This is a genomic window from Flavobacterium soyangense (genome assembly GCF_015277675.1).
GTDB classification, from domain to species: domain Bacteria; phylum Bacteroidota; class Bacteroidia; order Flavobacteriales; family Flavobacteriaceae; genus Flavobacterium; species Flavobacterium soyangense.
Map to the genome: position 1 here is coordinate 45,538 of NZ_JADHEC010000009.1, position 26,405 is coordinate 71,942.

Consider the following 26,405-nt stretch of genomic DNA (forward strand, 5'->3'; position numbering starts at 1 on the left):
AAAACACAAAATCGTTAATACTATGGAAAAATACGTCATCAAGAGAAACGGAGATTACAAACCGTTTGAAAGTTTTAAAATAGAAGATGCTATCGCAAAAAGTTTTAAAAGTGCCACCATAGCAATTGACGAAAGTGTTTTTGAAAATGTTATCAAAGGATTGCAATCCAAAGAAACCTGGGCAGTCGAAGAAATTCAGGATTTAATCGAGAAAAGCCTCTTCGAAAAACAATATTTTGAAGTAATGCGTTCCTTTATGTTGTACCGTCACACCCGAAAACTACAACGGGAACACATTGAAGGCATCAATGATGATACCACTTATGTTGACAGCTCGCAAACCATAGCAGAATATATTGAACAAACCGATTGGCGCATCAATGCTAATGCAAACACGTCTTATTCTAATGCTGGTTTAGTGAATAATGTTGCCGGAAAAATCATTGCTAATTATTGGTTGGATAAGGTTTACACCAAAGAAGAAGGTTATGCCCATAGAAATGGCGACGTACACATTCACGATTTAGATTGCCTGACAGGATATTGCGCTGGTTGGAGTTTGCGTGTTTTGTTGAACGAAGGTTTTAACGGAATTCGCGGTCGTGTCGAAAGCAAAGCACCTTCCCATTTTAGGGAAGCTTTGGGACAAATGGCGAATTTCCTTGGGATTTTGCAAAGCGAATGGGCTGGTGCACAAGCATTCAGTTCATTCGATACGTATCTTGCTCCATATGTTTTCAAAGATGATTTGTCGTTTGACGACGTGTTGAAAGCTGTACGCAGTTTTGTCTATAATTTGAATGTTCCTGCACGTTGGGGACAATCCCCTTTCACAAATATCACTTTGGATTGGGTAGTTCCGGAAGATTTAAAAACTCAAATTCCAACAAAAAACGACTTTCATTTTTTCGAAAACAATTTCAATCATGACCTTTTAGTTAGAGCTCAAGAACGCGGAGTTGTGAAAGTTACCGATTTGCGTTATGAACATTTTCAAAAAGAAATGAACCTCATCAACAAAGCATATTATACCGTAATGACTGAAGGCGATGCCAACGGGCAGCCTTTTACTTTCCCCATCCCAACTGTGAATATTACCGAAGAATTCGACTGGGATGGAGAAAATACCGACTTGCTTTTTGAAAATACAGCGAAAATTGGTTCATCATATTTCCAAAATTTCATAGGAAGCCAATATAAATTGGACGAAAATGGAAACAAAGTAGAAAATGAAAGTGCGTATAAACCCAATGCTGTTCGTAGTATGTGTTGCCGTTTACAACTCGATTTGCGCGAATTATTAAAGCGTGGAAATGGGCTTTTTGGTAGCGCCGAAATGACGGGAAGTATTGGCGTTGTAACCATAAATATGGCACGTTTAGGCTATTTATACAGAGGAAACAAAGAAGAATTATACAAACAATTAGACAAATTATTATATATTTCTAAATCGACTTTAGAGAAAAAACGTGTATTCATTCAAGAAATGTACGACCGTGGTTTGTATCCTTATACCAAACGTTATTTGCAACATTTCAGAAACCACTTTTCAACTATTGGTGTAAATGGAATCAATGAAATGATTGTGAATTTTACTGGAAGTCAAGATACGGTAACGTCTCCAACAGGAATTGATTTTGCTTCCGAAATTCTGGAACATATTCGCGGACGAATGAAAGAGTTTCAGTCAGCAACCGGGAATTTATATAATCTTGAAGCCACGCCAGCCGAAGGAACTACCTATCGTTTTGCCAAAGAAGACAAAAAACGTTTCCCAAATATCATACAAGCCGGACAAGATGATAATATTTATTACACCAACAGTTCCCAAATTCCGGTGGATCATACCGAAGATCCATTTGAAGCTTTGCTCTTGCAAGATGAATTGCAATGTAAATATACCGGAGGAACTGTTTTACACTTGTACATGAGCGAAAAAATGACTTCGCCGGAAGCCTGCAAACAGTTTGTCAAAAAAGTGGTGTCGAGTTTCAGACTGCCATACATCACGGTGACTCCCGTGTTTAGTGTTTGTCCTGTTCACGGTTATTTGAATGGTGAACACGAATATTGTCCAAAATGTGATGATGCCCTAATTGAAAAACAAAAAAAATTAAAATATGAAAACTGAAACTAAAACGAATCCGATTTTAGAAGAAAACCAGCATTTGAGAACGAAATGCCTAGTTTACACGCGTGTAATGGGCTATCACAGACCCGTAGAAAGTTTTAATATTGGCAAAAAAGGTGAACACAAACAACGAACTCATTTCACTGAAGGAAAATGTTAGCAAGCCCATTTACGGCTTAACGCCATTCACTTTATTGGATTATCCGCATAAATCAGCCTGCATTCTTTGGTTTGCAGGCTGCAATATGCGTTGTTTGTATTGCTACAACCCAGAAATCGTGCTAGGAAAAGGAAGCCTTTCTTTCGAAAAAATACTTTCTTTTCTGCATTCTCGAAAAAACTTGTTGGATGCCGTTGTTTTTAGCGGCGGAGAATGTGTTTTGCATAAAAATATCCTTACACTGATAGCCAAAGTCAAAAAGATGGGCTTTCTGGTAAAAATTGACACCAACGGAAGTTTGCCTGACACGATGCAACAATTGCTTAACCAAAACTTGGTTGACTATATTGCCTTGGATTTTAAAGCTCCAAAATCAAAATTTCAATCCATCACACAATCTGATTTTTATGATTCTTTCGAAAAAACATTAGATTTGATGTTAAAAATTGAAATTCCTTTTGAGGTTCGGACAACTTATCATTCTGATTTGTTGGCAGAAGAAGATTTACGGGAAATGGTTCACTTTTTGGAAAATAAGAACTTTGCAGGCAATTATTACATACAGTATTTTAAAAACAATGTGGAAACACTTTCAAAATTAGAACGTTCTAATAATAGAATCGACTGCGAAAAATTATCCACACAAACGATAAAGATTATTTTAAGAGAGTAAACTAATTTCTAATACAAAAAAAATGTTTTCAAAAACCTGTGAATATGCCATTCGTGCTTCTATTTTTATAGCAACACAATCCCATCAAAACAAAAGGGTTACTATAAAAGAAATTGCCGAAAAAATAAATTCTCCAAAGTCTTTTACCGCCAAGATTCTCCAGATTTTGGCCAAAAATAATCTCGTCCATTCCGTTAAGGGAATAGGCGGCGGTTTTGAAATTCCAAAAGAAATTATGAGCGGAATCAAGCTTTCGCAAATTGTAACTGCCATTGATGGCGATTCGATTTTCATTTGTTGTGGCTTGGGATTAGGAAAATGTTCCGAAATTCACCATTGTTCTGTTCATGAAAAATTCAAGGAAATAAGAAGCGAAATAGTCACTTTGCTCGTTAATACCAATCTCGAAGAACTCGCTTTGGGCATCAAATTAGGAGATTCTTTTTTGAAATAATTCCTAAAAAAATTCCAAATAAATACCTATATTTCGACCATGAAAATATCAAAAAAAATAAATGAATTTAGACGAAGTTTAACTCATTTAATTACTAAAAATATTGGCAATTCACAACTAAATCAGAATACGGGTATTATTGATAAAGCCAAAATTAAAAGAATTTTAATTTGTAGACCTAATCAAAGATTAGGCAATTTATTATTGATTACACCATTGATTGAAGAAGTGACAAAAACTTTTCCGGAATGCAAAATTGACTTATTTGTAAAAGGAACTCTAGCTCCAATTGTTTTTGAAAATTATAAAAATATTAATCTCGTCTTTGAACTGCCTAAAAAGCCCTTTAAAACTTTAATAAACTATTTTCAAGTCTGGACAAAAATAAGAAAACAGCACTATGACATTGTAATTAATGTGGATAAAAACTCATCATCGGGAAAACTGGCTACTCAGTTTACCTATTCAAAATACAAATTTTTTGGTGATTCTGTTGATGACAATGCTTTGAAACATAAAGACTATGAACACATTGCAAAATATCCTACTTATAACTTTAGAAGTTATTTAACGCAATTAGGCATAGAAAAAAACGAGAATCCAATCCCTTCTTTAAATCTCAAATTAAGTTCTGCAGAAATTGCCGAAGGAAAAAAATTATTAAAAGACATTGTCAATAATGACAAAAAGACGATTTGCATCTTTACGTTTGCAACAGGCGAAAAATGTTATTCAGAATCGTGGTGGGAAAATTTTTATGGCCGATTAAAAAAGGAATACTCAAATTACAATATTATTGAAGTTTTACCGGTTGAAAATGTTTCTCAAATAGCATTTAAAGCACCTACTTTTTACAGCAAGGATATCCGTCAAATAGGTTCATTAATTGCAAATACAGAACTATTTATTGGTGCTGACAGCGGAATTATGCATTTGGCAAGTTCTGTAAAAACGACCACTGTTGGACTATTTTCAATCACTGATATAAATAAATACCAGCCCTATGACAACAATAGTGTGGCAATAAACACCAACATTAGTGACACTGATGATTGCATCAAAATAATCAACAGCACTATTATTCCTGCTTAATATCGCTTTCGAAACCATCATTAAAATCAACAAAAAAGCCCGCCTAAAAATTAAGCGAGCATTTTACTATAAAAATATTCTTAAGCCACCAGTAATTCTGGCACTTCCACTCCACTTAATTCCATTAAATAATAGTCCAGTTGTTTTTGAATCTCGTTGATGCTTTTTTCAAAATAATTTGTGGTTGTAAAAAAATTTTGGTAAAAATTAATCCCTTCTAATAAATTGCTTTTAAAGGCTTTCAATTTCTTTATCTGTGAAGCAGTGACTTCATTTGAAACTGAACCGATTTCATTTTTCAAATAATCAATATACATTTTCAATTCCTTGATAAATAAATTTGGGCGATAGACGTCTGTCATCACAGTTGCGTTCCCGTAAATGTGCTGAACCATATCAGAAAGCGAAACTTCCTTGTCAAAATAAGCCATATTTGGACCCGGACAAATAATCACGCCCTGTGATTGCCCCGAAATTTTAATATTATTTTCTAAATAGGAAGCATTAGCAAGACCTACACAAAGACAGGCTTTTTCAGTAATGTCAAACTTCATTTTTTCAAAAGTTTCTATTGATATTGTGTCTTTTACGGCTTCTAATTCATCCAATTTTACATCTTGATATTTCTTCGAAGACGTACAAATTCCTTCGTTGCCAAATTCTTTGCTTAAAGCCAAAAACTTTTTCGGACAAGAACTTCCTGCTTTATTGTCATCAATACGCTTTTGTTTAAACATTTCGTTTGTCGTCCCCCTCAAGGTATTGAATGGCACTCCCAAAGGTGAAATATGGCTCAAATATAAATCTTCTTCTTTGGCATTAATCAACAATTCTCTTGTGGCTGCATCAACTGAAGTAGCTTCCGGAACCAATAAAAATGGCGTTCCCCAACCTACAGAATCCATATTGTAATGGTCGATTAAAAAATCATGCTCCTCAGCAGTTCCCACGCCACCTTGAACCGTAATTTTTAAATCCAATGGTGTTGAAGGAATATGCATTTCCTTTTGCCCTAAGGCCTTTACCATCAAATCGTGTGCGGATTGTATTAACTGGTCTTTTTTATGTTTGAATTCTTCTAAAATTGGACCCAATAAATAACCATCGGTTGCAAAAGCATGTCCACCACAATTCAGTCCTGATTCAATTCTGTATTCAGAAACCCAAAGTCCTTTTTTGGCCAAGAAATTTCCTTGTATCATTGCCGAACGGAAATCACTTACTTTCAGGATGATTTTCTTTTTCAAATTGTCATTTAAATCTGGAAAGAAAGAGGAGAAATTTTCGAAATAAGCAAATAATCTTGGATTCATCCCTGCAGAAAGCACTACTGAAGAAGTTAAATCACTATTGGCAAACCCGCGAAGAGCTGCGTGTGCGTCATTAAACTCAACTGGTAATTGTTCGTTTTTATCGAAATTGTCTTTATCGAGTTTAGTCATAATATTCACGTCGATATCACCTGGAGAAAGATTAGCTTCAAGGTAATGTTTGATATTTTCCTTGAAAGCAATTCCATCTTCCATCAGGTGTTCCAATCCTTTTTTAATTTCGGATTTGTTAGGCAACATTGCAATAAAATTTTCCAATGCTTGTTTGCTTTCGGACAATTCAGTTTTGAAACTTTCGAATTTTTCTTTAACGATTTTATCGACCAAATTCAAATAAGAGGTAATTCGTTCTGCACGATAATCGTGTATTTTTTGGGTAATTTCTTGATAAGGAACATCAAATTTTTCGCTGTAAAAAGCTCTCATTTTTTCAATGAGTTCATCATCGGCAATAGAAATTACTGATGAAATTCCGTACTTTGCCACTCTAATAGGACTATCAATCGTGAAAGCCAATCCCATAACCGGTATGTGAAAAGTATGTAACTGTTTATTTGTTGTCATGCAATAAAATAATTTGTTAAAAGTATTAATCGCAAATATCGAGAAAGCCATTAATATAAAACCTGATAATTGTCATATGTTCTGGGAGTTTAATAATATTTTAGGGCAACAATGTGTTTAATCTTATAAGTGAGCAGAAAAAACACAATATTTTTTGAGTTTATTGTTTTTTAAATAAGTGTATCTTTGTGAAAAATAATTTTTAAATTTAAAAAATTAAATTAATTGAGGAATGAAAAGTCTTAAAGAACGAATATTGGAATTGAAAAAAGAGAAAAATGCGGTTATTTTAGCCCATTATTATCAGGAAGCCGATATTCAGGATATAGCAGATTATGTAGGTGATAGTTTAGGATTATCGCAGGAAGCAATGAAAGTGGATGCCGATATTATCCTTTTTGCAGGGGTGCATTTTATGGCTGAAACAGCAAAAATATTAAACCCAACAAAAAAAGTAATTCTTCCTGATTTGAATGCTGGTTGTTCCCTAGCTGAATCCTGTCCAGCAGATTCCTTCAAGAAATTTATTGATGAACATCCAGGTCACGTTGTTATTACTTATGTGAATTGTTCTGCCGAAGTGAAGGCCTTGACTGATATTGTTTGTACTTCATCCAATGCCGTAAAAATAGTAGAGTCAATTCCAAAAGAAACCCCGATTATTTTTGCTCCGGATAAAAATCTAGGAAAATACATCATCCATAAAACAGGACGCGACATGTTGCTTTGGGATGGTTCTTGTGTCGTTCATGAAGCTTTTTCATTGGATAAATTGATTGAGCTATACAAAGAAAATCCAGATGCAAAAATCATTGCACATCCCGAATCTGAGACCCATATTCTAAAAACCGCAGCTTACATAGGTTCAACAGCAGGAATGATTGAGTTTGTAAAAACAGATCCAAGCAAAAAATTTATTGTTGCTACTGAAGCAGGAATTCTTCATAAAATGCAACAGGAAGTTCCTGATAAAATATTAATTCCGGCACCTGCTGAAGAAGACAACACTTGTGCCTGCAGCGAATGTCCATATATGAAAATGAACACTTTACAAAAAGTGTACGACTGTTTGCTTAATGAAAGCCCAGAAATTACTGTCCCGGCAGATATTATGAAAAAAGCATTGATTCCTATTGAAAGAATGCTTGAATTATCAAAATAATGATCCAAACAAATTACTTAATTATAGGTTCCGGAGTTGCAGGATTAACCTTTGCCCTAAAAATAGCAGAGCGATTTCCAGATAAAAAAATCACGATTGTAACCAAGGCTAATGCGGATGAATCCAATACCAAATATGCTCAAGGCGGTATTGCCATTGTCACTGACAAAGAAGAAGACTCCTATCAAAAACATATTGAAGACACGCTAATTTGTGGTGATGGATTGTGTGATAGATCTGTGGTGGAAATGGTTATCACCGAAGGTCCAAAACGTCTAAAAGAATTGATCGAATGGGGAGCAAAATTTGACAAAAATGTTGAAGGAACCTTAGATTTAGGCAAAGAAGGAGGTCATTCAGAAAACAGGGTCGTTCATCATAAAGACCAAACGGGTCAGGAAATTCAACGTGCCATTTTATCCCAAGTACACAAAAAAGAAAACATCAGCGTTTTAGATTACCATTTAGCCATTGATTTAATCACGGAAAATAATCGATGTTTTGGAGCTTATGTTTTGGATGAAAAAACAAACGAAATTCTCACTTTCAAATCAGATTTTACTTTGCTTGCCACTGGCGGAATTGGTCATCTTTATGGCCATACCACAAATCCAGTAATTGCTACCGGTGACGGAATTGCTATGGCTTTCCGAGCAAATGCTATCATCAAAGAAATGGAATTTATTCAATTTCACCCCACCGCTTTATATGATGCCAAAACTGGAACTTCCTTTTTAATATCTGAAGCCGTTCGTGGTTTTGGTGCTTATTTGCGTACGAAAAACGGTCATCGTTTTATGCCCGATTATGATTCCAGAGGCGACTTGGCTTCGCGAGATATTGTTTCGCAAAGCATTGACTTGGAACTTAAAAAGTCTGGTGATGAATGTGTGTATCTCGATTGTACTCATTTGGACATGGATGCTTTTAAAAAACATTTTCCTATGATTTATGAGCGTTGCAAGAGCCTTGGAATAGACTTGGCAAAAGATTGGATTCCCGTAGTTCCGGCTCAACATTATCTTTGCGGAGGAATCGTAGTGGACAAAACCGGCAAAACTTCCATAGAAAATCTGTTTGCCTGCGGCGAATGTTCTCGAACTGGCTTGCACGGCGCCAACAGATTGGCTTCAAATTCTTTATTGGAAGCGTTAGTTTATTCGGATAAAATCTATAACTATTTGGCTAATACTTCTTTTGATAAAAGCCAATTCGATCACACAGTTTCTGACTGGAAACTAGTTGAAAAACCATCAATAAATCAATATTTTGTTGCCAAAAGAAAAGCAGAATTACAACTTTTGATGCGTCAAAATGCCGGAATTGTCCGTAATGATGCTGATTTGCTTAAAGCCAAAGAGAAACTTACTCTTTGGAAAAATGAAATTGAAGAAAAAATAAAAAGTCACCAAATTAATGCTGAATTGTGTGAATTGCAAAATTTGATTACCATTGGAACCTTAATTGTTCAACAATCCATTGACCGAAATGAAAATCGTGGTGGTTTTGTGAAAATTTAATTGCCTTAATCCAATCTCACATTCTAAAATAAATTCCTTACTTCTTTTGGAATGGTATCCCAATCCGATACGAAATTTAAAAGAAAATTCTTTTAAATCGATGCTGCCTTTTATCTAAACATCACCTCAAAATAAAGAATATAAATTGTAATAGTTTCTTATTATTCTATCAAATTCTAGGTTTTTATGATTTTAGTCATAATTTATTTAACTTTATAAAAATTAAATTTGTGGCCATCATGTGTATTTTGCCCATTTATTGCAAAAAAATACATAAATTATTCGAAATAAATTATGCAAATAGATCTAGATTTACTCTATTCCTGGGGAGCCGTTGCTAAAAAATACAAAAAATGCGAAGTAATCTTTAATGAAGATGAAGTGGCCAACTTTTATTATCAAATTCTGGAAGGGAGTGTCAGAATGTATAATTCAAATGAGGAAGGGAAGGAGTTTACCCAAGGTCTTTTTTATAGCGGAGATGGTTTTGGCGAACCCCCGTTGCTAATTGATGAAACTTACCCATCAAAGGCAATCACTACTCAAGACAGTATCATAATAAAACTATCAAAGGATAAATTTCTGAAAATTATTGATGAATATCCTTCTATTCAAAAATATTTCTTGTATTTATTCGCTTATAAAATTCATTCTAAAGCAAAGACTTCAAAAGAAATTATTAATCAAAAACCCGAATATAGAATCATTTCCTTTCTAAATTCATTCAAGAAAAAATCAGAGCACCCTGAAAACAAAATTCTGATTCCTTTTACCAGACAGGAAATTGCCGATTTTACGGGCTTGAGGGTCGAAACTGTCATTCGCGCTTTTACTAAAATGAATGCCTGCCAAAAAATTGAAATCATAAATCACAAAATATATTATTAGATGCAATTGAAGATAAAATTTTGGTTAAAACTTTCCCTTTTAAATCTATGTATCGTTGCATCTCTTGGCGTTTTGATGCGTTACAAAATTGGCTTCGAATTCCCTCATTTCGAACAAAAATACCTTCAGCATTCCCACTCCCATTTTGCTTTTGTTGGCTGGATAACTCATACTTTAATGGTCTTGATGGTGTATTATCTTGAGTCCAAAATAGTCGATTTTCAAGGAAGCAAATACAAAAAAATAATTGTCGCCAACTTAATCTGCGCCTACGGAATGCTTGTTTTCTTTTTCATTCAAGGCTATGGCTTTTTTTCGATAGCCTTTTCGACGGCATCCATAATGGTATTCTGTGTTTTTGGTTATCAATTTGTCCAAGATTTAAAATTATTGGACGATGATCTATTGTCGAAAAGCTGGTTTAAAGCTGCTATATTTTTCAATATTATGTCATCATTTGGCACATTTTATCTGGCTTATATGATGGTGTCCAAAAAATTTGTTGAAGATTTATACTTGTCTTCGATATATTATTATCTGCATTTTCAATATAATGGTTGGTTTTTCTTTGCCTGTATGGGTTTAATTTTTGGTTTCTTAAACCTGCGGAAATCGGAACATCCATTTTATGAAACCACGTATAAGCTCTTTGCATTGTCTTGTGTTCCCGCTTATCTTTTATCAATACTTTGGCTGGATTTACCCATTTGGTTGTATGTAATTACTGTGCTTGCTGCACTAATACAGGTTTTTACCTGGTTTAAATTTCTTTTAGTTATATTCAAGGAAAGAAGAAATTTATTGGAAGATTATTCCCCTTTGTTTAGATACATTTTGTTGTTTGTAAGTTTTGCCTTGAGCGTAAAATTACTGCTTCAATTGGGTTCAACAGTTCCATTTATTAGCCAACTGGCTTTTGGATTCAGACCCATCGTCGTTGCTTATTTGCACTTGGTTTTTCTGGCAATAATTACCCTGTTTCTATTGTTTTATATTTATGCAAACCATTTATTCATAATTTCCAAGAGGATAAAATATGGAGTATTGTTGTTTTCTATTGGTGTTTTATTAAACGAAATTGTATTGGCAGTTCAAGGAATTGCTTCACTTAGCTACATCATAATTCCATTTGTAAATACTATGCTTTTTGTTGTTGCAATCATTTTATTGCTTGGAATGGGATTAACCACCTATTTTTCTATAAAAAAAGTTAAAAATAAACCTCCTTTATGATTATACTCATAAAATAAAGGTTCAAAAATTAAGTGCTTTGTTCTGTAAAACTAAAGTATATTAATTATGAAAAAAACATTTCAACTGTTGTTACTTGTAGGTTTTTTAGTCATTGCCTCTTGCAAAAACACCAACGAATCTACTAAGGAAAATGCATCATCTGACAATGGTGTAAATTTGAATGTTGTGCAAGAAGGTGTCAAAGATGATGTTTCAAACCCCAACATTGTTCAAGTGGCTTCTGCAAGCAAAGACCACACAACTCTTGTTGCCGCAGTAAAAGCGGCTGGATTAGTTAATTCTTTAAGCAATGCTGGCCCATTTACCGTTTTTGCTCCGACAAATGCTGCTTTTTACAAATTGCCAGCCGGAACGGTTGAAGGTCTATTAAAACCAGAGAAAAAACCTGATTTGGAAAACATTTTAGGCTATCATACTTATGTAGGCAACTTAAAAATCGAATATATGCAAGATGGGCAAGAATATGATATGGTTTACGGAGGAAAGGTTAAAATCACCAAAAAAGGAGACAAAACTTTTGTAAACGGATCCGAAATTCTAGCTACAATAGCAACATCAAATGGGATAATTCACGTAATTGGCGATGTGTTACTTCCTCCAAAATAAAATTATTAATTCATCTTAACATAGGTTAAACAAAAAAGCGTGAGTTGCTATAACTCACGCTTTTTTAATTTGTTGAATAATTTCTTACCTTAAGTTTTTATGCATCATTGCTGCCGAAATATTGGCGGCTCTTCGCTTTATCTCTTCGGCTTTTACACCGGCAAATAATTCATCGACAGTTTCGTCAAACAAAATGTTCCATCTGTTGAAATGGCTTTGGTTTACGGGGCTTTTTTTATGTAGCTCTTCGTGTGTAACCATAGGATTTCCTTCATAATTTCCAGAAGAGAACAAAATGTTTTCAAAAAAATCGTGCATTTTGGGTAAATGATCTTCCCATTTCACTTTGGCTACATCGTTAAAAAAATAACTGATTTCTGCATCGGTTTTTATTTTGCCATAAAAAACATTTGCCAATTTTTCTATATCTACCCTGTTTTTAATGTCTGTTTTCATATCCAAGAGTTTAGATGTTTAGATGTTTAGAAAGTTTATTATAAATCTTTGTTTTTAAATTTTTTAAGCGAAATATAAAACGGAATAACTACCCACAAACACAATAACATAAATGACATAATTAATCCTAATGAAGTTCCAAAAAAATCTTTAAAAATTGCACCTGTGTAACCCATCATTGCCGAAACATCAAGCTGTAGCAAAATTTGGATTCGGGCTAAATCCATTGGACTTAAGGCCGTAACGGCAACCATCGCTTTTTCTATAGGGTAATCTGATAATTGAAACAATAAAAACAAAACCATTCCATCAAAAAGCAGGGCGAAATACAGCCAAATCATTATGGCAATCCCGATTCCTTTTGCTTTATCTCTGGTAAGAATGGAGCCCAAAAACGCCAAAGCCACAAAAATCACCGAAATAAGACAACCCACAACTATCATCATTATTCCAACGCTATCCGGAGCATTGATTAATAACGGAATTCCTGTACCAATAAAAAAAGCAGCAACCATGGATAGCGATAATCCGAGGAATAAACTCAACCAAATCTTCTTTCTTTTTATGGGCTGGCTTAACAATAGCTCAATAAATTCCGAAGAATTGTATAAATAAATCGTAGCAAAAAGAATTGAAACTAACGGAACTGTGAATAAAATCACGTTCAATATTGTGAGCAATCCTTTGGCACTATTGTCTTCCAATCCAAAAGAACTCCAGGAAAGTAGGGCTAAAATTAAGGTGTAAGCCAATACAATTTTGTTTTTTAAAATATCGAGGAATATGATTTTAATGATTCTGTTCATTGCTTTCACTTTTTAAAATTTTGGCAATTGCCTTAGATATTTTTTGTTCGTTTGTTGATTCCAATAAGTCGGCAATTGTTTTATGAAAATGGACTTTGCCGTCTTGCATAAAAATAATCTGGCTAATCATATCGTCCAGTTCACTCAAAAGATGGGAAGTAATCAAAATTAGTTTTCCTTTTTCCCGCTCTTTGATTATTTTTTCTTTTAATATTTCAGATGCCAATGGATCTAAACCTGCTGTTGGCTCGTCTAAAATCAACACATCAGGATTGAAAAGGAATGCTAATATGGCACTTACTTTCTGGGTTGTTCCGCCAGAAAGTGTTCGCATTTGTTTGTCAAATATTTTTTCGAGTTCGAAAGCATTAATTAAATCTTCATCTAATTCCTGATCTGAATTTCGAATCTTTTTAATCATTTCTATGATTTGACCCACAGTCATATAATCTGGATAACGCCCTATTTGCGGCATATATCCTATTTGTTCACGATATTTATATTTTTTAAGTATCGATTTTTGGTCAACTAAAATATCGCCTTTGCTAGGAATTACCATCCCCAAAACACTTTTTATCAAAGTCGTTTTTCCGCAACCATTAGGACCTATTAGCGCAATACATTCTCCATTTTTAAAGGAAAGATTTATATCCTTCAGCACTTCTAATTTTCCGAATTTCTTGTATATGTTTTTTATTTCTATCATAGAGACATTGAATGCATTAATGGGGTTTTGTCAATAAAATTATCTGGGGTAATGCTTGGCAAAATTTTCTCGGACTTGTCTAATAGCGTGATCATGAAACTTCTGAAAAGCAACATTGTCGAAGGATTCCTTTCGGTGAGAACGGCAAACAAACTCAAAGGACGATAAGGGACATCACCCACTCCGTCTTTGTTTAAATCATATCCTTCATATTTGTCCCAATAATTACTGTTGAAAGTGTTTAGCACCAGACTTCCGTTTGTGCTGATGTCGAAAGTATTACCCACGAAGTTATTGTTTTTGATAACGTTGTCCATACAACTCGCCTGAATATTCATCCCCCAACCGTTAGCCTTAAAAACATTTTTTTCAATGCGTGTTCTCGTTATTCCTTCCATATGAATTCCTGAAGTGTTTTCGTTAAAATGATTTCCAATAATGTTACTATCCGTAATTTCTTTTAACAAAAGTCCATAGGCCGAATCGCCCCAGTTTTCTAAAAAATAGTTATTATACATTTTTACCCGATGTGTATACATTACAGCAACTCCGGCACCATTGTTTTTAAAAACATTTGATATATAAGCATCGTCATTTGAAAACATAAAATGCAATCCGTAACGACTATTATGTATAGATATATTTCTCCTGACCATTGAATTAGTTACAAATTCGAAATAAATTCCATCACGATGCCCTGAAATGGTATTAGCCAAAATTTGAATACTGTCACTTTTCCAGCAATGAATTCCGTTGCCTATTAGCTGTTCCTGCTTGCCATAAGCCTTAATCTTATTATTTTTTACAATGCATTTTGTCCCGTTTTGAATATAAATCCCGAAGAAATTATTATCGAGAATATTGTCTTGAATAATAACATTCTTCCTATTATACACTTTAATTCCACAAGGATCATCAAGCGTACCGTATCCTGAATTTATAACTTTAAAACTCTTAACAATAACGCCATCTGCCTTAACTGATAATACTTCATATTTTTTTTGTCCGTCTAAAACAGGGTAATCTTTACCGATGAAAATAATTTTTTTATCAATAACGATATTTCCCTCTTTGTAAACTCCATTATAAACTAAAACTGTATCATCAATTTTAGCAAGAGCGATTGCTTTTTTGATTGATTTCATGGGTTTATTCGCTCCAACTTCAATCACTTTAGCGTGAAGAAATGAAGAAAAAAGCAGAAAGAGAAAAAAGAGAAAGAGGTTTTTTTTCATTTTTTGTTTAAATATATCTTTGGTAAAGTTTAAAACTTTGTCAAAGATTATCTTGATATAATTGCATTCCAAGTGATTGGTTTTGCGTTTAATTTAGATTCAAATTCTTTGGATCCTTTTTCAGATGAAAAGGCAACAACTCCACCATGCATCGGACTTTGAATAGCTCCGCCTGAAAGGAAAAATGCGGTTTCGGCTGGAATTAAATTATTCTCTTGTGCAAAATCATTTACATAATAGACCTCTATTTTTGTATCAGCATTTTCTTTGCAATAATTGACCATACACATAATGTCGTCAAACTTATAAACCCTTCCCTTCTTTGTAATTACTTCAGCTCCATACTTTCCCTCGGCGATGCTCATCTTACAAAAATCGCAATTATCCACGTTTAATTTAAGGGGAACTACTTCTTTATTTGAACATGAAAAAATAAAAAATGACAACAGTAAAAACAATGTCGGTTGAATATTTTGTTTTCTAAATATTCGTGAAAAACGAGTTTCTTTAACTATAATAACAAAAAGCAGAACCCCTGCCGTAATCATCATCCATCCACCAATATCTGGAATTGAATAGGCCCCAAAATTGAGCAGTTGTTTGTATCCAATCAACGGTGGTTGATAAGCCATTCCAGGCACTACAATGGCCGCATTTGGATTGAGATTGTGCCCATATTCATAATTCCATCTATAAAAATCTACCCCTGCTAAAACCCCGAAAAGCACAAAAGAAGTGAAAAGTATAATGACTCCTTTTCTTTTAGCTACGAAAACCATTGCCAAAGCAAACAATCCGAAGAAACCAAGTATACAGGGTAAGAATTTAAATTCCATAAAATCTTCGGTATGCAATGTTTTCATCCCTATGTAATGATTCAAACCATTAATAATATCGACATCTCCGCCAATTTTATTAGCGTGCAATTGCAACACCAATCCTTCTGGATATTGAGGTGCTGTCAATTCTATTCTCCACATTGGAAACAATAGAGAGTACAATAATAAGGCACTTACAATCAGAAGAAGCACTTTTGAAAATACGGCTATTTTTGAAGTATTCATAATGTTAAGTATAAAAAAGGGGAACAAAGATACTTTGTTCCCCTTTTATAAAAGAAACTATTTATTTAACAGTCGGCATATTTGTACCCAAACTGAAAGTCAACGGAACACTGCTTCCTGCTGGTGACACTCTCAAATATCCTTGCATTTCCTGGTGCAATGCACTACAAAAGTCAGTGCAATAGAAAGGTGAGATTCTCACTTCTGTTGGTAACCATTTTAAGGTAGCTGTTTCTCCAGGCATAATTAATAGTTCTGAATTATTGGCCCCTTTTATGGCAAATCCGTGAGGAACATCCCAGTCTTGTTCAAGATTTGTAACGTGGAAATATACTTCGTCACCTACTTTAATTCCTTCAATATTATCAGGAGAAAAGTGTGAACGAACGCAAGTCATATAAACATCAACTCTATTTCCTTTACGAACCACTTTTGATTCTTTTTCCCCTTTGGTAACAAAAGGATGTTGATTGTCTTCTATTTTATAGAATTTCAACTGACCATTATTTCGAATCAAATCAGCTGGAGCAGCCTGGGCATAATGCGGTTCTCCAATGGTTGGGAAATCAAGAATTAATTGCATTTTATCTCCAGTAATATCGTAAAGTTGTGCACTTTGGGTTAATTCTGGACCTGTTGGTAAATATCTGTCTTTGGTGATTTTATTATAAGCCACCATATATTTTCCGAAAGGTTTTCTTGTGTCGCCGCCAGGAATCATTAAGTGACCCACAGAGTAATAAGTTGGAACCCTATCTAATATTGCTAACGTTTTGATATCCCATTTCACTACTTCGGAGGAAACAAACATACTTGTATAAGCATTCCCTTTTCCGTCAAATTCTGTGTGCAATGGCCCAAGACCTGGTTTTTTAACCTCACCATGAAGCACTGCTTCATATTTAAGTACAGGAATGCCTTCATACTCTCCATCAAATTGTTTTGCAGCGATCGCTTTTTGCAATTTTCCAAAACTAAATACTGGGATTACAGCCGCTAATTTTCCAGAACCGACAATATATTCTCCTGTTGGATCAACATCACAACCATGAGGAGATTTTGGACAAGGCATCATATAACAAATGTCTTTTAAATTTTTGACATCAAGAACCAAAACTTCTGTTTTGATTTCAGATTTTCCCGTATGCGTTTTTTCATCCCAGATGTTGTGAGCATATCTAACTTTTTCTTTTTTACCTTTTCCAGCTTTGATATATTCTTCGGCTTTTTTCCAGTTTACCGCCATAATGAAATCTTTGTCTTTTTGAGAAGCATTTACCTCAAGTAAAGTGTTGGCTTGTTCCGTATTATAACATGAAAAGAAAAACCAACCATTTGATGGTCCTTTTCCGCCATGAGCTTTGTCAAAATCTACACCTGGCAAACGTAATTGGAAAGCAATATCCATTTCACCTTCTTTATCTGCTTTTACAAAACTTATGTGAGTTTTGAAATTTTGTTTATAGGTATTGATAGGGATATCACCATTTTCATAATCGCCCGGAACGCTAAAACGAGTCCCGGCCACTAGATATTCTGAATTTTCAGTAACATAAGGTGAAGAGTGATTACCAGCACTGTTGGGTAATTCAAGAATTTCGGTGGTTTTAAAAGTTTTTAAATTTATACGTGCTACACGGGGTGTGTTGTTTCCATTAATAAAACACCATCTACCATCAACTTCTCCGTTAGTTTGTGAAAGTTCAGGATGATGCGCATCATCCCAAGGCACAAACCCGTGGGAAGTATTCAACATCGGTTTGGTTTCTTCGCTATAACCCCATCCATTTTCTGGATCTTGAGAAAAAACAGGAATTACTTTAAATAATCTGCCACTTGGCAAACCATAAATACTCAGTTGACCGCTAAAACCTCCAGATACGAAGTTATAAAACTCATCATATTTTCCTGGAGCTACATACACCTTTTTTGCTGCATCCCCACTAACTAAATCTCCTGAGTTTTTAGGCTTACATGAACTAAAAAATGCGACTGCCATAATAATGGCAAAAAACACTTTCAAAAATTGATTTTTCATACTATTTCAGTTAATAATTTGTCTGTGATTTTATTTTACTCCGTCATTTTTACGCATAAACTCAAGAAGATTTCTTGCGTCAGCATCATTAAGTGATTGATTTGGCATACGAACCAAACAAATTTCCAACATTGCCTGAACCTTAGGGTCTTTGTCAATCATTGGGTCTGGATTTGTAATGAAGTTCATAATCCATTCTGGTTTATGTTTAGACGTAACGCCTTTCCAACCTGGACCTACTAATTTTTCATCTGTCAACTTGTGACAAGCAGAACATTTAACAGCCTGTATTTTCTCTCCTTCAGCTGCCATAGTAACATCTAACTTATCTCCTAACTCTACGGTCGTAAATTTTCCGATACCCCTGTTTGGATCATAAGAAGACACGTCTGTAGTTTTTTCAGTTCCTGCTCCAGTTGAAAAGTCTTCAGTGGCCTTTTCCTTTTTTCCACAGGAAGTAAACATTGCCAGCGCAACAATAAATAATGATAATTTATACATAAAATTAGTTTTTAAATTTCTTTCACAAATTTCTGAATAGTTTAACCGTTTAATTATGATTGAAATCATATGCATAAAAGTTTTTTTAATAGCATTGAATTTATTTAAAAATTAACAGTGAATTTTCATTGTCAATTAAACCTTTGAAATTGATTTTAGTCCTATTGCCATAACTAAAAAATTATAAAGATGAAAAAATTAATTATTGCCGCCTTACTTGTTATTGGATTTACTGCTTTTGCTCAAGATGGAAAAGAAATAGGAAACAGAGCAGACAGAGATGGAATGGAAAAAATGTCTCCAGAACAACGAAACCAGTTAATGTTAAAAAAAATGACATTAGAACTTGACCTGAATGCGAAACAACAAGAACAAGTTAAACAAATCATTGCCGAACAAAGTGCTAAACGAGACGCTGTGAAAGCGGAACATATGGCAATGAAACAAGACAATGAAAAACCAACTGCAGACGAACAATTTGCAATGAAAAATAAAATGCTAGATAATCAAATTGCAATACAAAATAAAATGAAAAGCATATTGTCGCCAGAACAATTTAAAGATTGGAAAAGCATGAGAGATAAATTTCATGAACGAAATCATGAAAAAAGAGAAGAAAGAAAAAGAGAGTAAAAATAAAAACTTCCGGTTAATACCGGAAGTTTTTTTATAGAATAAAATTATATTTTTAAACTGTTTTTGTAACCTTATCGATGGCACGAATCGTGAAATCCAGGTCTTCGTATGAAAGGGCATCGGTGATAAACCAGGTTTCATAAGCCGATGGTGCGATGTAAATTCCTTCCTTCAATAATCCGTGGAAGAATTTTTTAAAGGTGTCATTATCACCCTTTGCGGCACTTTGAAAATCTACAACCGGCTCGACTCCAAAATGCACCGAAACCATAGATCCAATACGATTGATTGTAAAATCTACATTATTTGCTTTTAAAACTTTGTCGATTCCAGCAGCCAAGTAAGCTGTTTTTTCTTCCAATCTTTTGAAAATAGCTCTGTCATTATCCAATGCCTGCAACATTGCTAATCCAGCCGCCATTGCTAATGGATTTCCTGATAAAGTTCCTGCTTGATAAACAGGTCCAAGTGGTGCTAAATAATTCATTATTTCGTTTCTTGCTGCAAATGCACCTACAGGCAAACCACCACCAATTACTTTTCCGAAACAAACAATATCTGCTTTGATGTTGAATAATTCCTGAACTCCACCTCTTGTGAGTCTAAATCCTGTCATAACTTCATCAAAAATCAGGAGAATATTGTTGTCTGTACACAATTGGCGCAAGCCTTCCAGAAAACCTTTATTTGGAGGAATACAACCCATATTTCCTGCAACAGGTTCTACAATTATGGCGGCAATTTCGTTTTTATTGGCTTCGATTAATGTTGCCACATTTTCCAAATCATTATATCTTGCCAACAAAGTATCCTTCGCTGTTCCCGCAGTGACTCCGGGACTATTGGGGGTTCCAAAGGTAACGGCTCCACTTCCTGCTTGAATCAAAAAGGAATCAGAATGACCGTGATAACAACCGGCAAATTTGATTATTTTGTCTTTTTGGGTAAAACCGCGAGCCAAACGAATTGCACTCATACAAGCTTCGGTTCCTGAGTTTACGAATCTGATTTTATCAATATTTGGAACCATAGAAACTGCCAAAGCTGCGATTTGAGTTTCTAATTCGGTTGGCATTCCGAAAGAGGTTCCTAGTTTGGCTTTCTCGATTACGGCATCAACTACGGGTTGAAAAGCGTGACCCAAAATCATGGGACCCCAAGAATTGATATAATCTATTAATTTATTTCCGTCTTCGTCAAATAGATAAGCTCCTTTGGCACTTTTAACGAAAATTGGAGTTCCACCAACGGCTTTGAAAGCACGAACTGGTGAATTTACGCCTCCGGGAATTACTTTTTCTGCTTCAGCAAAAAGCTGACTGCTTCGTTGATACAACATATTTTTTATTTTATTATTAGTATTGGTTGACCTATCGAAATTGCATTGTCAAAAAGATTGTTTTGCTTCTTTAAATCTTCGATAGGAATATTATATTTTTTAGAAATAGAGTATAAAGTATCTCCTTTTACAACGACATACCGCTCCGTTTCTGTAGGGATTTTGGTTATTTCTGTTTCTGTTTCTTGAATTTTACCTAAGTTTCCAATATCATATTTATACAATTGAAACTTTTCAATTAATCCAATTAACTTGGTTGGATATTGTGGATCTGTTGCATAACCGGCATCTTTTAATCCTTTGGCCCAAGCCTTATAATCTGTTTTATTTAGATTAAAAAGTTTTGAATATCGCACTCCTGACCTTAAAAAAAGAGCGTGATCCCGAAAGGAATCAGGAGCATTGTAATATTTCCTAAAACATTCATCAATGGAATCGTCGTCATATTTTATAGTTTGTCCCAACCAATCTTTATGACATTTTATGCCAAAATGGTTGTTGGCCTGAACGCTTAAAGGTCCGGTTCCTGCACCAGATTCCAAGATTGCCTGCCCCAAAATAATACTTGCCGGAATGCCGTACTTTCCCATATTTGACTGTGCTACCTCTTTATAAGTTTCGATATAAGCCAAAATCATTTCGTTAGTGACTTTTACTCGAGTTGTAGCTTCAAGAATTACAGTATTTTGATTGTAATTTTGGTCTGGTTTTGCAGTCGATTTATTTTCAACAGGTTCTTTTACGACTGGTTTTCTAACGGTTTTCACCACCGAGGCATAAGGCTTTGAACCTTTTCTGGTGGTTTGAATAACCGATTTATTCGTATTACAACTTACGAAAAACAGAACCAATAGTAAGAATACACTTTTTCTAATCATTGAAATTTATTATTGGTGATTTTTTTGCTTTCAGTTTCAAATTCATTCCCGCAATTCCCTGAATTCCTCCGGTGTGAATGATTAATATTTTTGAGTTCTCCGGAAAATAATTCTTTTTTATTAAATCCATAAGGCCAAAAACCATCTTTGCCGTATAAATTGGATCCAAAGGAATACTGTTTTCTGCATAAAACTGATTGATAAAAGCGATTAATTCAGGATTAACTTTCCCATATCCGCCAAAATGATAATCAGTTATTAATTCCCAGTTCTCCTTTCGGGCAAATTTACGAATTTCCTCATTTAAAAAATCACCTTTCAAGGCAGGAAATCCCAAAACTTTTTGATGTGGTAAAATACTGTTTATAATTCCGCTAATTGTTCCGCCAGTTCCAACGGCACAGCATATAAAATCAAATTCAGCATCTTCCTCACTTAGAATTTCTTCGCATCCTTTGACAGCAAATTCATTGGTTCCTCCTTCAGGAATAAGGTAAAAATTGCCAAATTCCTGTGTTAAGTTTTCAATAAACTCTGGTTCTGTTTTGCGGCGATAGTCTTCCCGAGTGACAAATTTGAATTGCATTCCGCATTCCTGAGCAAATTTTAAAGTGGGATTTTCATTGATTTTACTTTCCAATTCATCACCACGAATAATTCCGATGGTTTTGAAACCTTGCTCTTTTCCCGAATAAGCAAGTGCAGCAATATGGTTTGAAAATGCTCCGCCAAAAGTGATCAAGGTTTTCTGATTTTCTTTTTTTGCTTGAATGAGATTGTATTTTAGCTTTCGAAACTTATTTCCTGAAATAAACGGATGAATGAGATCTTCACGCCTTATGCAGATGGAGAAACCATCATTGGATGATTTTATTTTTTGAGTCAGTATTTCTTGCAAAACAAATAGAATTTAGCACAAATATACAATACAAAATGATTGTATTATTCACTGTTGTTAACTACCGTTTTGTATGCGTTAAGCATTTTAGTTTTTTATGATAGTTTTTTTTAATGAATATTTCACAAACGGAAATGTAGCTAGTCCACGATATCCTTTTGGAATTAAATATTTGGTTACAATTAGAAACATTCGCTTTAAAGTCTATAAATTTGTAGCTATGAACGAACAAAGTAATGAAAATAAATTAATTGAGGGAGAAGATTTTTATTTTACGCCCGAAGGCTATAAATGCTTTACCGAAAAATACCATCTAAAAAAAGGTTATTGCTGTAAAAATGGCTGTCGCCATTGTCCATATGGCTTCGATAAAAGAACAGGCGAAATCAGAAAATGAAATATTTGAAACCAAAAAAAAATTAAAATGACTTTCAAAGAACAAATTCAAGAAGGAATTCCAGCTATATTGCCACATCCAAAACCGTTTGAAGCCAGCATCAATCATGCTCCAAAACGAAAAGAAATTCTTTCGACAGAGGAAAAAAAACTGGCGCTTCGCAATGCGCTTCGGTATTTTGAGCCACAACATCATGCGGAATTAATTCAGGAATTTGCCGAAGAATTAAAAAAATATGGTCGCATTTATATGTACCGTTTTCGTCCTGATTATAAAATGTTTGCCAGACCTATTGCTGAATATCCCGGAAAATGTGAGCAGGCAAAAGCGATAATGCTTATGATTCAGAACAATCTCGATTATGCGGTGGCACAACATCCTCAGGAGCTGATTACTTATGGTGGCAATGGAGCCGTTTTCCAGAACTGGGCTCAATATCTATTGACGATGCAATATTTGTCACAAATGACAGAGGAGCAAACTCTCACGATTTATTCGGGTCACCCTATGGGATTATTTCCTTCACACAAAGAAGCACCGCGGGTTGTCGTGACAAACGGAATGGTTATTCCTAATTATTCTAAACCTGACGATTGGGAAAAAATGAATGCACTTGGAGTTTCCCAATATGGCCAAATGACCGCTGGAAGCTATATGTATATAGGCCCGCAAGGGATTGTGCACGGAACCACAATCACCGTTTTAAATGGTTTCCGGAAAATAAAAACCAGTCCCAAAGGTGGATTATTTGTCACTTCAGGGCTTGGAGGAATGAGTGGAGCTCAACCAAAAGCCGGAAACATTGCTGGTTGCATCACGGTTTGTGCCGAAGTAAATCCAAAAATTACACATATTCGACACAGTCAGGGTTGGATAAACGAAGTAATTAAAGACATAGATGAACTAGTAAAAAGAGTCGCTTTGGCGAAAGACAAAAAAGAAATTGTTTCAATCGCTTATCTGGGAAATGTTGTGGATGTTTGGGAAAAATTCGATCAGGAAAATATTTATATTGATTTGGGTTCAGACCAAACTTCACTGCACAATCCTTGGGCTGGAGGCTATTATCCTGCAGATATTTCTTTTGAAGAAGCTAACGAAATGATGGCCAATAATCCTGATTTATTCAAGGAAAAAGTACAAGAAACGCTTCGTCGCCATACTAATGCCATCAATAAACATACTGCAAAAGGAACTTATTTCTTTGATTACGGAAATGCATTTTTGCTGGAAGCTTCGCGTGCTGGCGCTGATATTATGGCCGAAAACGGAATCGATTTCAGATATCCAAGTTATGTACAGGATATTATGGGTCCAATGTGTTTTGATTATGGATTTGGGCCTTTCCGTTGGGTTTGTGCCTCAGGCAAACCGAAAGATTTACAAAAAACGGACACCATAGCTTGTGAAGTTTTGGAAGAAATGAAAAAAAAATCTCCAGACGAAATTCAACAACAAATGCAGGATAACATCCATTGGATAAAAGGAGCTCAAGAAAATAAATTAGTCGTTGGTTCACAAGCCAGAATCCTCTATGCTGATGCCGAAGGAAGAATGAAAATTGCCGAAGCTTTTAATCAGGCAATTGCCAAAGGCGAGATTGGGACTGTAGTTTTAGGTCGCGATCATCACGATGTTTCGGGTACGGATTCTCCTTATAGAGAAACTTCAAACATCTATGATGGCTCCCGTTTTACTGCCGATATGGCAATACAAAACGTGATAGGAGACAGTTTTCGTGGCGCAACCTGGGTATCCATTCACAACGGCGGAGGAGTTGGTTGGGGCGAAGTAATAAATGGTGGATTTGGTATGGTTCTTGATGGTTCAAAGAAAGCCTCAAAGCGCATAGAATCAATGCTTTTCTGGGATGTGAACAATGGTATTTCCAGAAGAAGTTGGGCCAGAAATGAAGGAGCAATTTTTGCCATAAAAAGAGCGATGGAGGTTCAGCCCTTATTGAAAGTTACACTACCTAATTTGGTAAATGATGATTTGTTTAAAATTTAAATCTAATAAAATGAAAGCGATTAAACCCATTGTAATTCTCCTTTTTTTAGTATTGAGTTCTTGCAGCTCAGTAAATGTGTATTCTGATTATGAAAAAAGCATCGATTTTAGCCAATACAAAACATATGCTTTTCATAAAAAAGGAATTGAAAAAGTCCAAATTTCAGAAATGGACAAGAAACGAATTTTAAATGCTATTGATGTTGAACTTAGCAAAAAAGGAATGACTAAAAGTGACACTCCTGATTTGCTGATAAATATTTTTACCCAAGAAAGACAACAAATAGATGTAAATCAATATTATGCTGGCTGGGGTTACGGCTGGGGATATGGTTGGGGTTTCGGCTGGAGTCCCTATTATTGGGGAGGACATCCTTATGTAAGTACTTCGACAGAAGGAACTTTATACATTGATTTAATTGACGCCAAGAAAAATGAATTGGTTTGGGAAGGTGAAGGCGTGGGCTATTTGGCACAAGATCGCTCTAAAAAAGAAGCATTAATAAACGAATTTGTATCAAAAATTTTAGCGCAATATCCGCCGACAAAAAAATAACTAGGCCGCAATAAATTTATAAAAATAGAGCCGTAACAGCAATGTTATGGTTTTTTTTATGGTTTAATTTTTGTTGAAGTTTATTACTACTTTTAAAATTCTATATGAGAGAATTTTATTGCTAAAGCATTAATTTTTTGACTCAAATTATCAAGAAATTTTTTATGACTTTCTGAATTTGGATTAAAAGGTCTATGAGCCAATCTTTTTTGAATCGTTTCGACTTCGTTCATAATCGAATGACATTCTTCAGAAATAGTAGTTTCTGAAAATCGTTCCCAAATATAATTTACCGCTACTTTGCTGGGATGCAACATATCATCGGCATAAAAACGATAATCCCGAAGTTCATCCATCATAATTTCGTAGGAAGGAAAGTATTCAGTGTTCAGTTTACAGTGATCAGTTTGCAACTGTTTATAAATAGCAGTGATTAAATTTGCCTTACTTACTTGATTTTCCACAAAACCATCCTTGAGATGACGCACTGGCGAAACTGTGAAAATAATATTGACTTTTGGATTCACTTTTTGAATTAAACTGATGGTGCTTTTAATCGAATTCTCAATAATCTCAACCGATAAGATTTCTTTTTTAAATTCCCTTTGAGGCACTTTATGGCAATTGGCAACAATACTATTGCTTTCTAAATTTCTATACACCCAAGACGTTCCATAAGTGATAATGATATATGAAGCTTCTTGCAATTGCTGCTTTGTAGACTGCAGTAATTGATTTAAATTATTCAAAAAATCATCTTTATTTGTATTGCTCAAATCGGAATGCACATTAAAACAATACCAACACTCATTATGAAAAAAAATGTCTTTTTCCGTGAATAATTCTTGGTTTACTGCTTTGCGTATGATTTTTTCAATTGAGACTGGATTGAAAATGATTCCAAATGGATTGCACGTATTTTGGAACTTGAAATAATCCAACTTCTCAGCTATATTTTCAGCAAAACAAGAACCAAAAGAAACAATTTTAGAATTGTAATCTATTGAATTTTGAGATTTAGAAATCGGAATTTGTGTCCTGAATTGCATT

General features: G+C 34.7%; 26 protein-coding genes. 14 read left to right on the top strand and 12 right to left on the bottom strand.

The window, feature by feature from the left end:
• Positions 1–22: 22 nt before the first annotated feature.
• The 5 genes from IR213_RS05895 to IR213_RS05915 are packed head-to-tail and all read left to right on the top strand — an operon-like array spanning position 23 to position 4,510.
• On the top strand, positions 23–2,131 hold the full coding sequence (locus tag IR213_RS05895) for a ribonucleoside triphosphate reductase (protein WP_194311380.1): 2,109 nt from the start codon (positions 23–25) through the stop codon (positions 2,129–2,131).
• Complete coding sequence (gene nrdD / locus IR213_RS16465) at positions 2,121–2,291, top strand: anaerobic ribonucleoside-triphosphate reductase (protein WP_108723451.1); 171 nt, start codon at positions 2,121–2,123, stop codon at positions 2,289–2,291. The genes IR213_RS05895 and nrdD overlap by 11 nt, the downstream gene beginning before the upstream one ends.
• Positions 2,248–2,964, top strand: a complete 717-nt coding sequence (locus IR213_RS05905) for an anaerobic ribonucleoside-triphosphate reductase activating protein (RefSeq protein WP_317173122.1) — start codon at positions 2,248–2,250, stop codon at positions 2,962–2,964. The genes nrdD and IR213_RS05905 overlap by 44 nt, the downstream gene beginning before the upstream one ends.
• Before the next feature lie 22 nt (positions 2,965–2,986).
• On the top strand, positions 2,987–3,418 hold the full coding sequence (locus tag IR213_RS05910; protein WP_194311381.1) for an RrF2 family transcriptional regulator: 432 nt from the start codon (positions 2,987–2,989) through the stop codon (positions 3,416–3,418).
• Between the two features lie 39 nt (positions 3,419–3,457).
• Positions 3,458–4,510 (top strand): glycosyltransferase family 9 protein, encoded by a 1,053-nt coding sequence (locus IR213_RS05915; protein WP_194311382.1) that lies wholly within the window; start codon positions 3,458–3,460, stop codon positions 4,508–4,510.
• Positions 4,511–4,590: 80 nt separating this feature from the next.
• Here the strand turns inward: IR213_RS05915 and IR213_RS05920 are convergent, their stop codons facing one another.
• Positions 4,591–6,405: a hypothetical protein gene (locus tag IR213_RS05920; RefSeq protein WP_194311383.1), complete on the bottom strand. Its 1,815-nt coding sequence runs from the start codon at positions 6,403–6,405 to the stop codon at positions 4,591–4,593.
• Between the two features lie 232 nt (positions 6,406–6,637).
• On the opposite strand from IR213_RS05920, the gene nadA reads away from it, so the two are divergent.
• From nadA to IR213_RS05945, 5 genes are all read left to right on the top strand, one after another.
• Positions 6,638–7,567, top strand: a complete 930-nt coding sequence (nadA, locus tag IR213_RS05925) for a quinolinate synthase NadA (RefSeq protein WP_194311384.1) — start codon at positions 6,638–6,640, stop codon at positions 7,565–7,567.
• Positions 7,567–9,087: an L-aspartate oxidase gene (nadB, locus tag IR213_RS05930; protein ID WP_194311385.1), complete on the top strand. Its 1,521-nt coding sequence runs from the start codon at positions 7,567–7,569 to the stop codon at positions 9,085–9,087. The genes nadA and nadB overlap by 1 nt, the downstream gene beginning before the upstream one ends.
• 294 nt (positions 9,088–9,381) lie before the next feature.
• Positions 9,382–9,975, top strand: coding sequence for a Crp/Fnr family transcriptional regulator (locus IR213_RS05935; protein WP_194311386.1), 594 nt, complete (start codon positions 9,382–9,384; stop codon positions 9,973–9,975).
• On the top strand, positions 9,976–11,208 hold the full coding sequence (locus IR213_RS05940) for a hypothetical protein (protein WP_194311387.1): 1,233 nt from the start codon (positions 9,976–9,978) through the stop codon (positions 11,206–11,208).
• A 66-nt stretch (positions 11,209–11,274) separates the two neighbouring features.
• Entirely contained in the window at positions 11,275–11,835 is a 561-nt protein-coding gene (locus tag IR213_RS05945) for a fasciclin domain-containing protein (RefSeq protein ID WP_194311388.1), read from the top strand.
• Positions 11,836–11,919: 84 nt separating this feature from the next.
• On the opposite strand, the gene IR213_RS05950 is transcribed toward IR213_RS05945, so the two are convergent.
• The 7 genes from IR213_RS05950 to IR213_RS05980 all read right to left on the bottom strand — a co-directional run bounded on the left by IR213_RS05950 (position 11,920) and on the right by IR213_RS05980 (position 18,641).
• Complete coding sequence (locus IR213_RS05950; protein WP_194311389.1) at positions 11,920–12,291, bottom strand: group III truncated hemoglobin; 372 nt, start codon at positions 12,289–12,291, stop codon at positions 11,920–11,922.
• A 38-nt stretch (positions 12,292–12,329) separates the two neighbouring features.
• A complete protein-coding gene (locus tag IR213_RS05955) occupies positions 12,330–13,097 on the bottom strand; it encodes an ABC transporter permease subunit (RefSeq protein ID WP_194311390.1) in 768 nt (255 codons plus the stop codon).
• Positions 13,081–13,803 carry an ABC transporter ATP-binding protein gene (locus IR213_RS05960; RefSeq protein ID WP_194311391.1) on the bottom strand — a complete coding sequence of 241 codons (723 nt, stop codon included), beginning with the start codon at positions 13,801–13,803 and terminating at the stop codon, positions 13,081–13,083. The genes IR213_RS05955 and IR213_RS05960 overlap by 17 nt, the downstream gene beginning before the upstream one ends.
• Positions 13,800–15,038: a nitrous oxide reductase family maturation protein NosD gene (locus IR213_RS05965; protein WP_194311392.1), complete on the bottom strand. Its 1,239-nt coding sequence runs from the start codon at positions 15,036–15,038 to the stop codon at positions 13,800–13,802. Before IR213_RS05965 ends, IR213_RS05960 begins: the two co-directional genes overlap by 4 nt.
• 47 nt (positions 15,039–15,085) lie before the next feature.
• Positions 15,086–16,102 carry a nitrous oxide reductase accessory protein NosL gene (locus IR213_RS05970; protein WP_194311393.1) on the bottom strand — a complete coding sequence of 339 codons (1,017 nt, stop codon included), beginning with the start codon at positions 16,100–16,102 and terminating at the stop codon, positions 15,086–15,088.
• A gap of 61 nt (positions 16,103–16,163) precedes the next feature.
• Positions 16,164–18,140: a Sec-dependent nitrous-oxide reductase gene (gene nosZ, locus IR213_RS05975; protein ID WP_194311394.1), complete on the bottom strand. Its 1,977-nt coding sequence runs from the start codon at positions 18,138–18,140 to the stop codon at positions 16,164–16,166.
• 30 nt (positions 18,141–18,170) lie between these two features.
• Positions 18,171–18,641 carry a c-type cytochrome gene (locus tag IR213_RS05980; RefSeq protein WP_194311395.1) on the bottom strand — a complete coding sequence of 157 codons (471 nt, stop codon included), beginning with the start codon at positions 18,639–18,641 and terminating at the stop codon, positions 18,171–18,173.
• Positions 18,642–18,830: 189 nt separating this feature from the next.
• On the opposite strand from IR213_RS05980, the gene IR213_RS05985 reads away from it, so the two are divergent.
• Entirely contained in the window at positions 18,831–19,274 is a 444-nt protein-coding gene (locus IR213_RS05985) for a hypothetical protein (RefSeq protein WP_194311396.1), read from the top strand.
• 55 nt (positions 19,275–19,329) lie between these two features.
• Here IR213_RS05985 and hemL read toward each other — a convergent pair whose 3' ends face one another.
• The 3 genes from hemL to IR213_RS06000 are packed head-to-tail and all read right to left on the bottom strand — an operon-like array spanning position 19,330 to position 22,392.
• Positions 19,330–20,616, bottom strand: coding sequence for a glutamate-1-semialdehyde 2,1-aminomutase (hemL, locus tag IR213_RS05990; protein ID WP_194311397.1), 1,287 nt, complete (start codon positions 20,614–20,616; stop codon positions 19,330–19,332).
• Positions 20,617–20,621: 5 nt separating this feature from the next.
• Complete coding sequence (locus tag IR213_RS05995) at positions 20,622–21,494, bottom strand: glucosaminidase domain-containing protein (RefSeq protein ID WP_194311398.1); 873 nt, start codon at positions 21,492–21,494, stop codon at positions 20,622–20,624.
• Entirely contained in the window at positions 21,487–22,392 is a 906-nt protein-coding gene (locus IR213_RS06000; RefSeq protein WP_228479102.1) for a 1-aminocyclopropane-1-carboxylate deaminase/D-cysteine desulfhydrase, read from the bottom strand. Before IR213_RS06000 ends, IR213_RS05995 begins: the two co-directional genes overlap by 8 nt.
• A 220-nt stretch (positions 22,393–22,612) precedes the next feature.
• On the opposite strand from IR213_RS06000, the gene IR213_RS06005 reads away from it, so the two are divergent.
• The 3 genes from IR213_RS06005 to IR213_RS06015 are packed head-to-tail and all read left to right on the top strand — an operon-like array spanning position 22,613 to position 25,355.
• Positions 22,613–22,789 carry a DUF5522 domain-containing protein gene (locus IR213_RS06005; protein WP_194311435.1) on the top strand — a complete coding sequence of 59 codons (177 nt, stop codon included), beginning with the start codon at positions 22,613–22,615 and terminating at the stop codon, positions 22,787–22,789.
• Between the two features lie 27 nt (positions 22,790–22,816).
• Positions 22,817–24,799, top strand: a complete 1,983-nt coding sequence (locus tag IR213_RS06010; RefSeq protein WP_194311399.1) for a urocanate hydratase — start codon at positions 22,817–22,819, stop codon at positions 24,797–24,799.
• A gap of 10 nt (positions 24,800–24,809) precedes the next feature.
• The gene (locus IR213_RS06015; protein WP_194311400.1) at positions 24,810–25,355 is read left to right on the top strand and encodes a DUF4136 domain-containing protein; all 546 of its coding nucleotides are present in this window, start codon (positions 24,810–24,812) and stop codon (positions 25,353–25,355) included.
• Positions 25,356–25,447: 92 nt separating this feature from the next.
• Here IR213_RS06015 and IR213_RS06020 read toward each other — a convergent pair whose 3' ends face one another.
• Complete coding sequence (locus IR213_RS06020) at positions 25,448–26,404, bottom strand: GSCFA domain-containing protein (RefSeq protein ID WP_194311401.1); 957 nt, start codon at positions 26,402–26,404, stop codon at positions 25,448–25,450.
• Position 26,405: the final 1 nt, after the last annotated feature.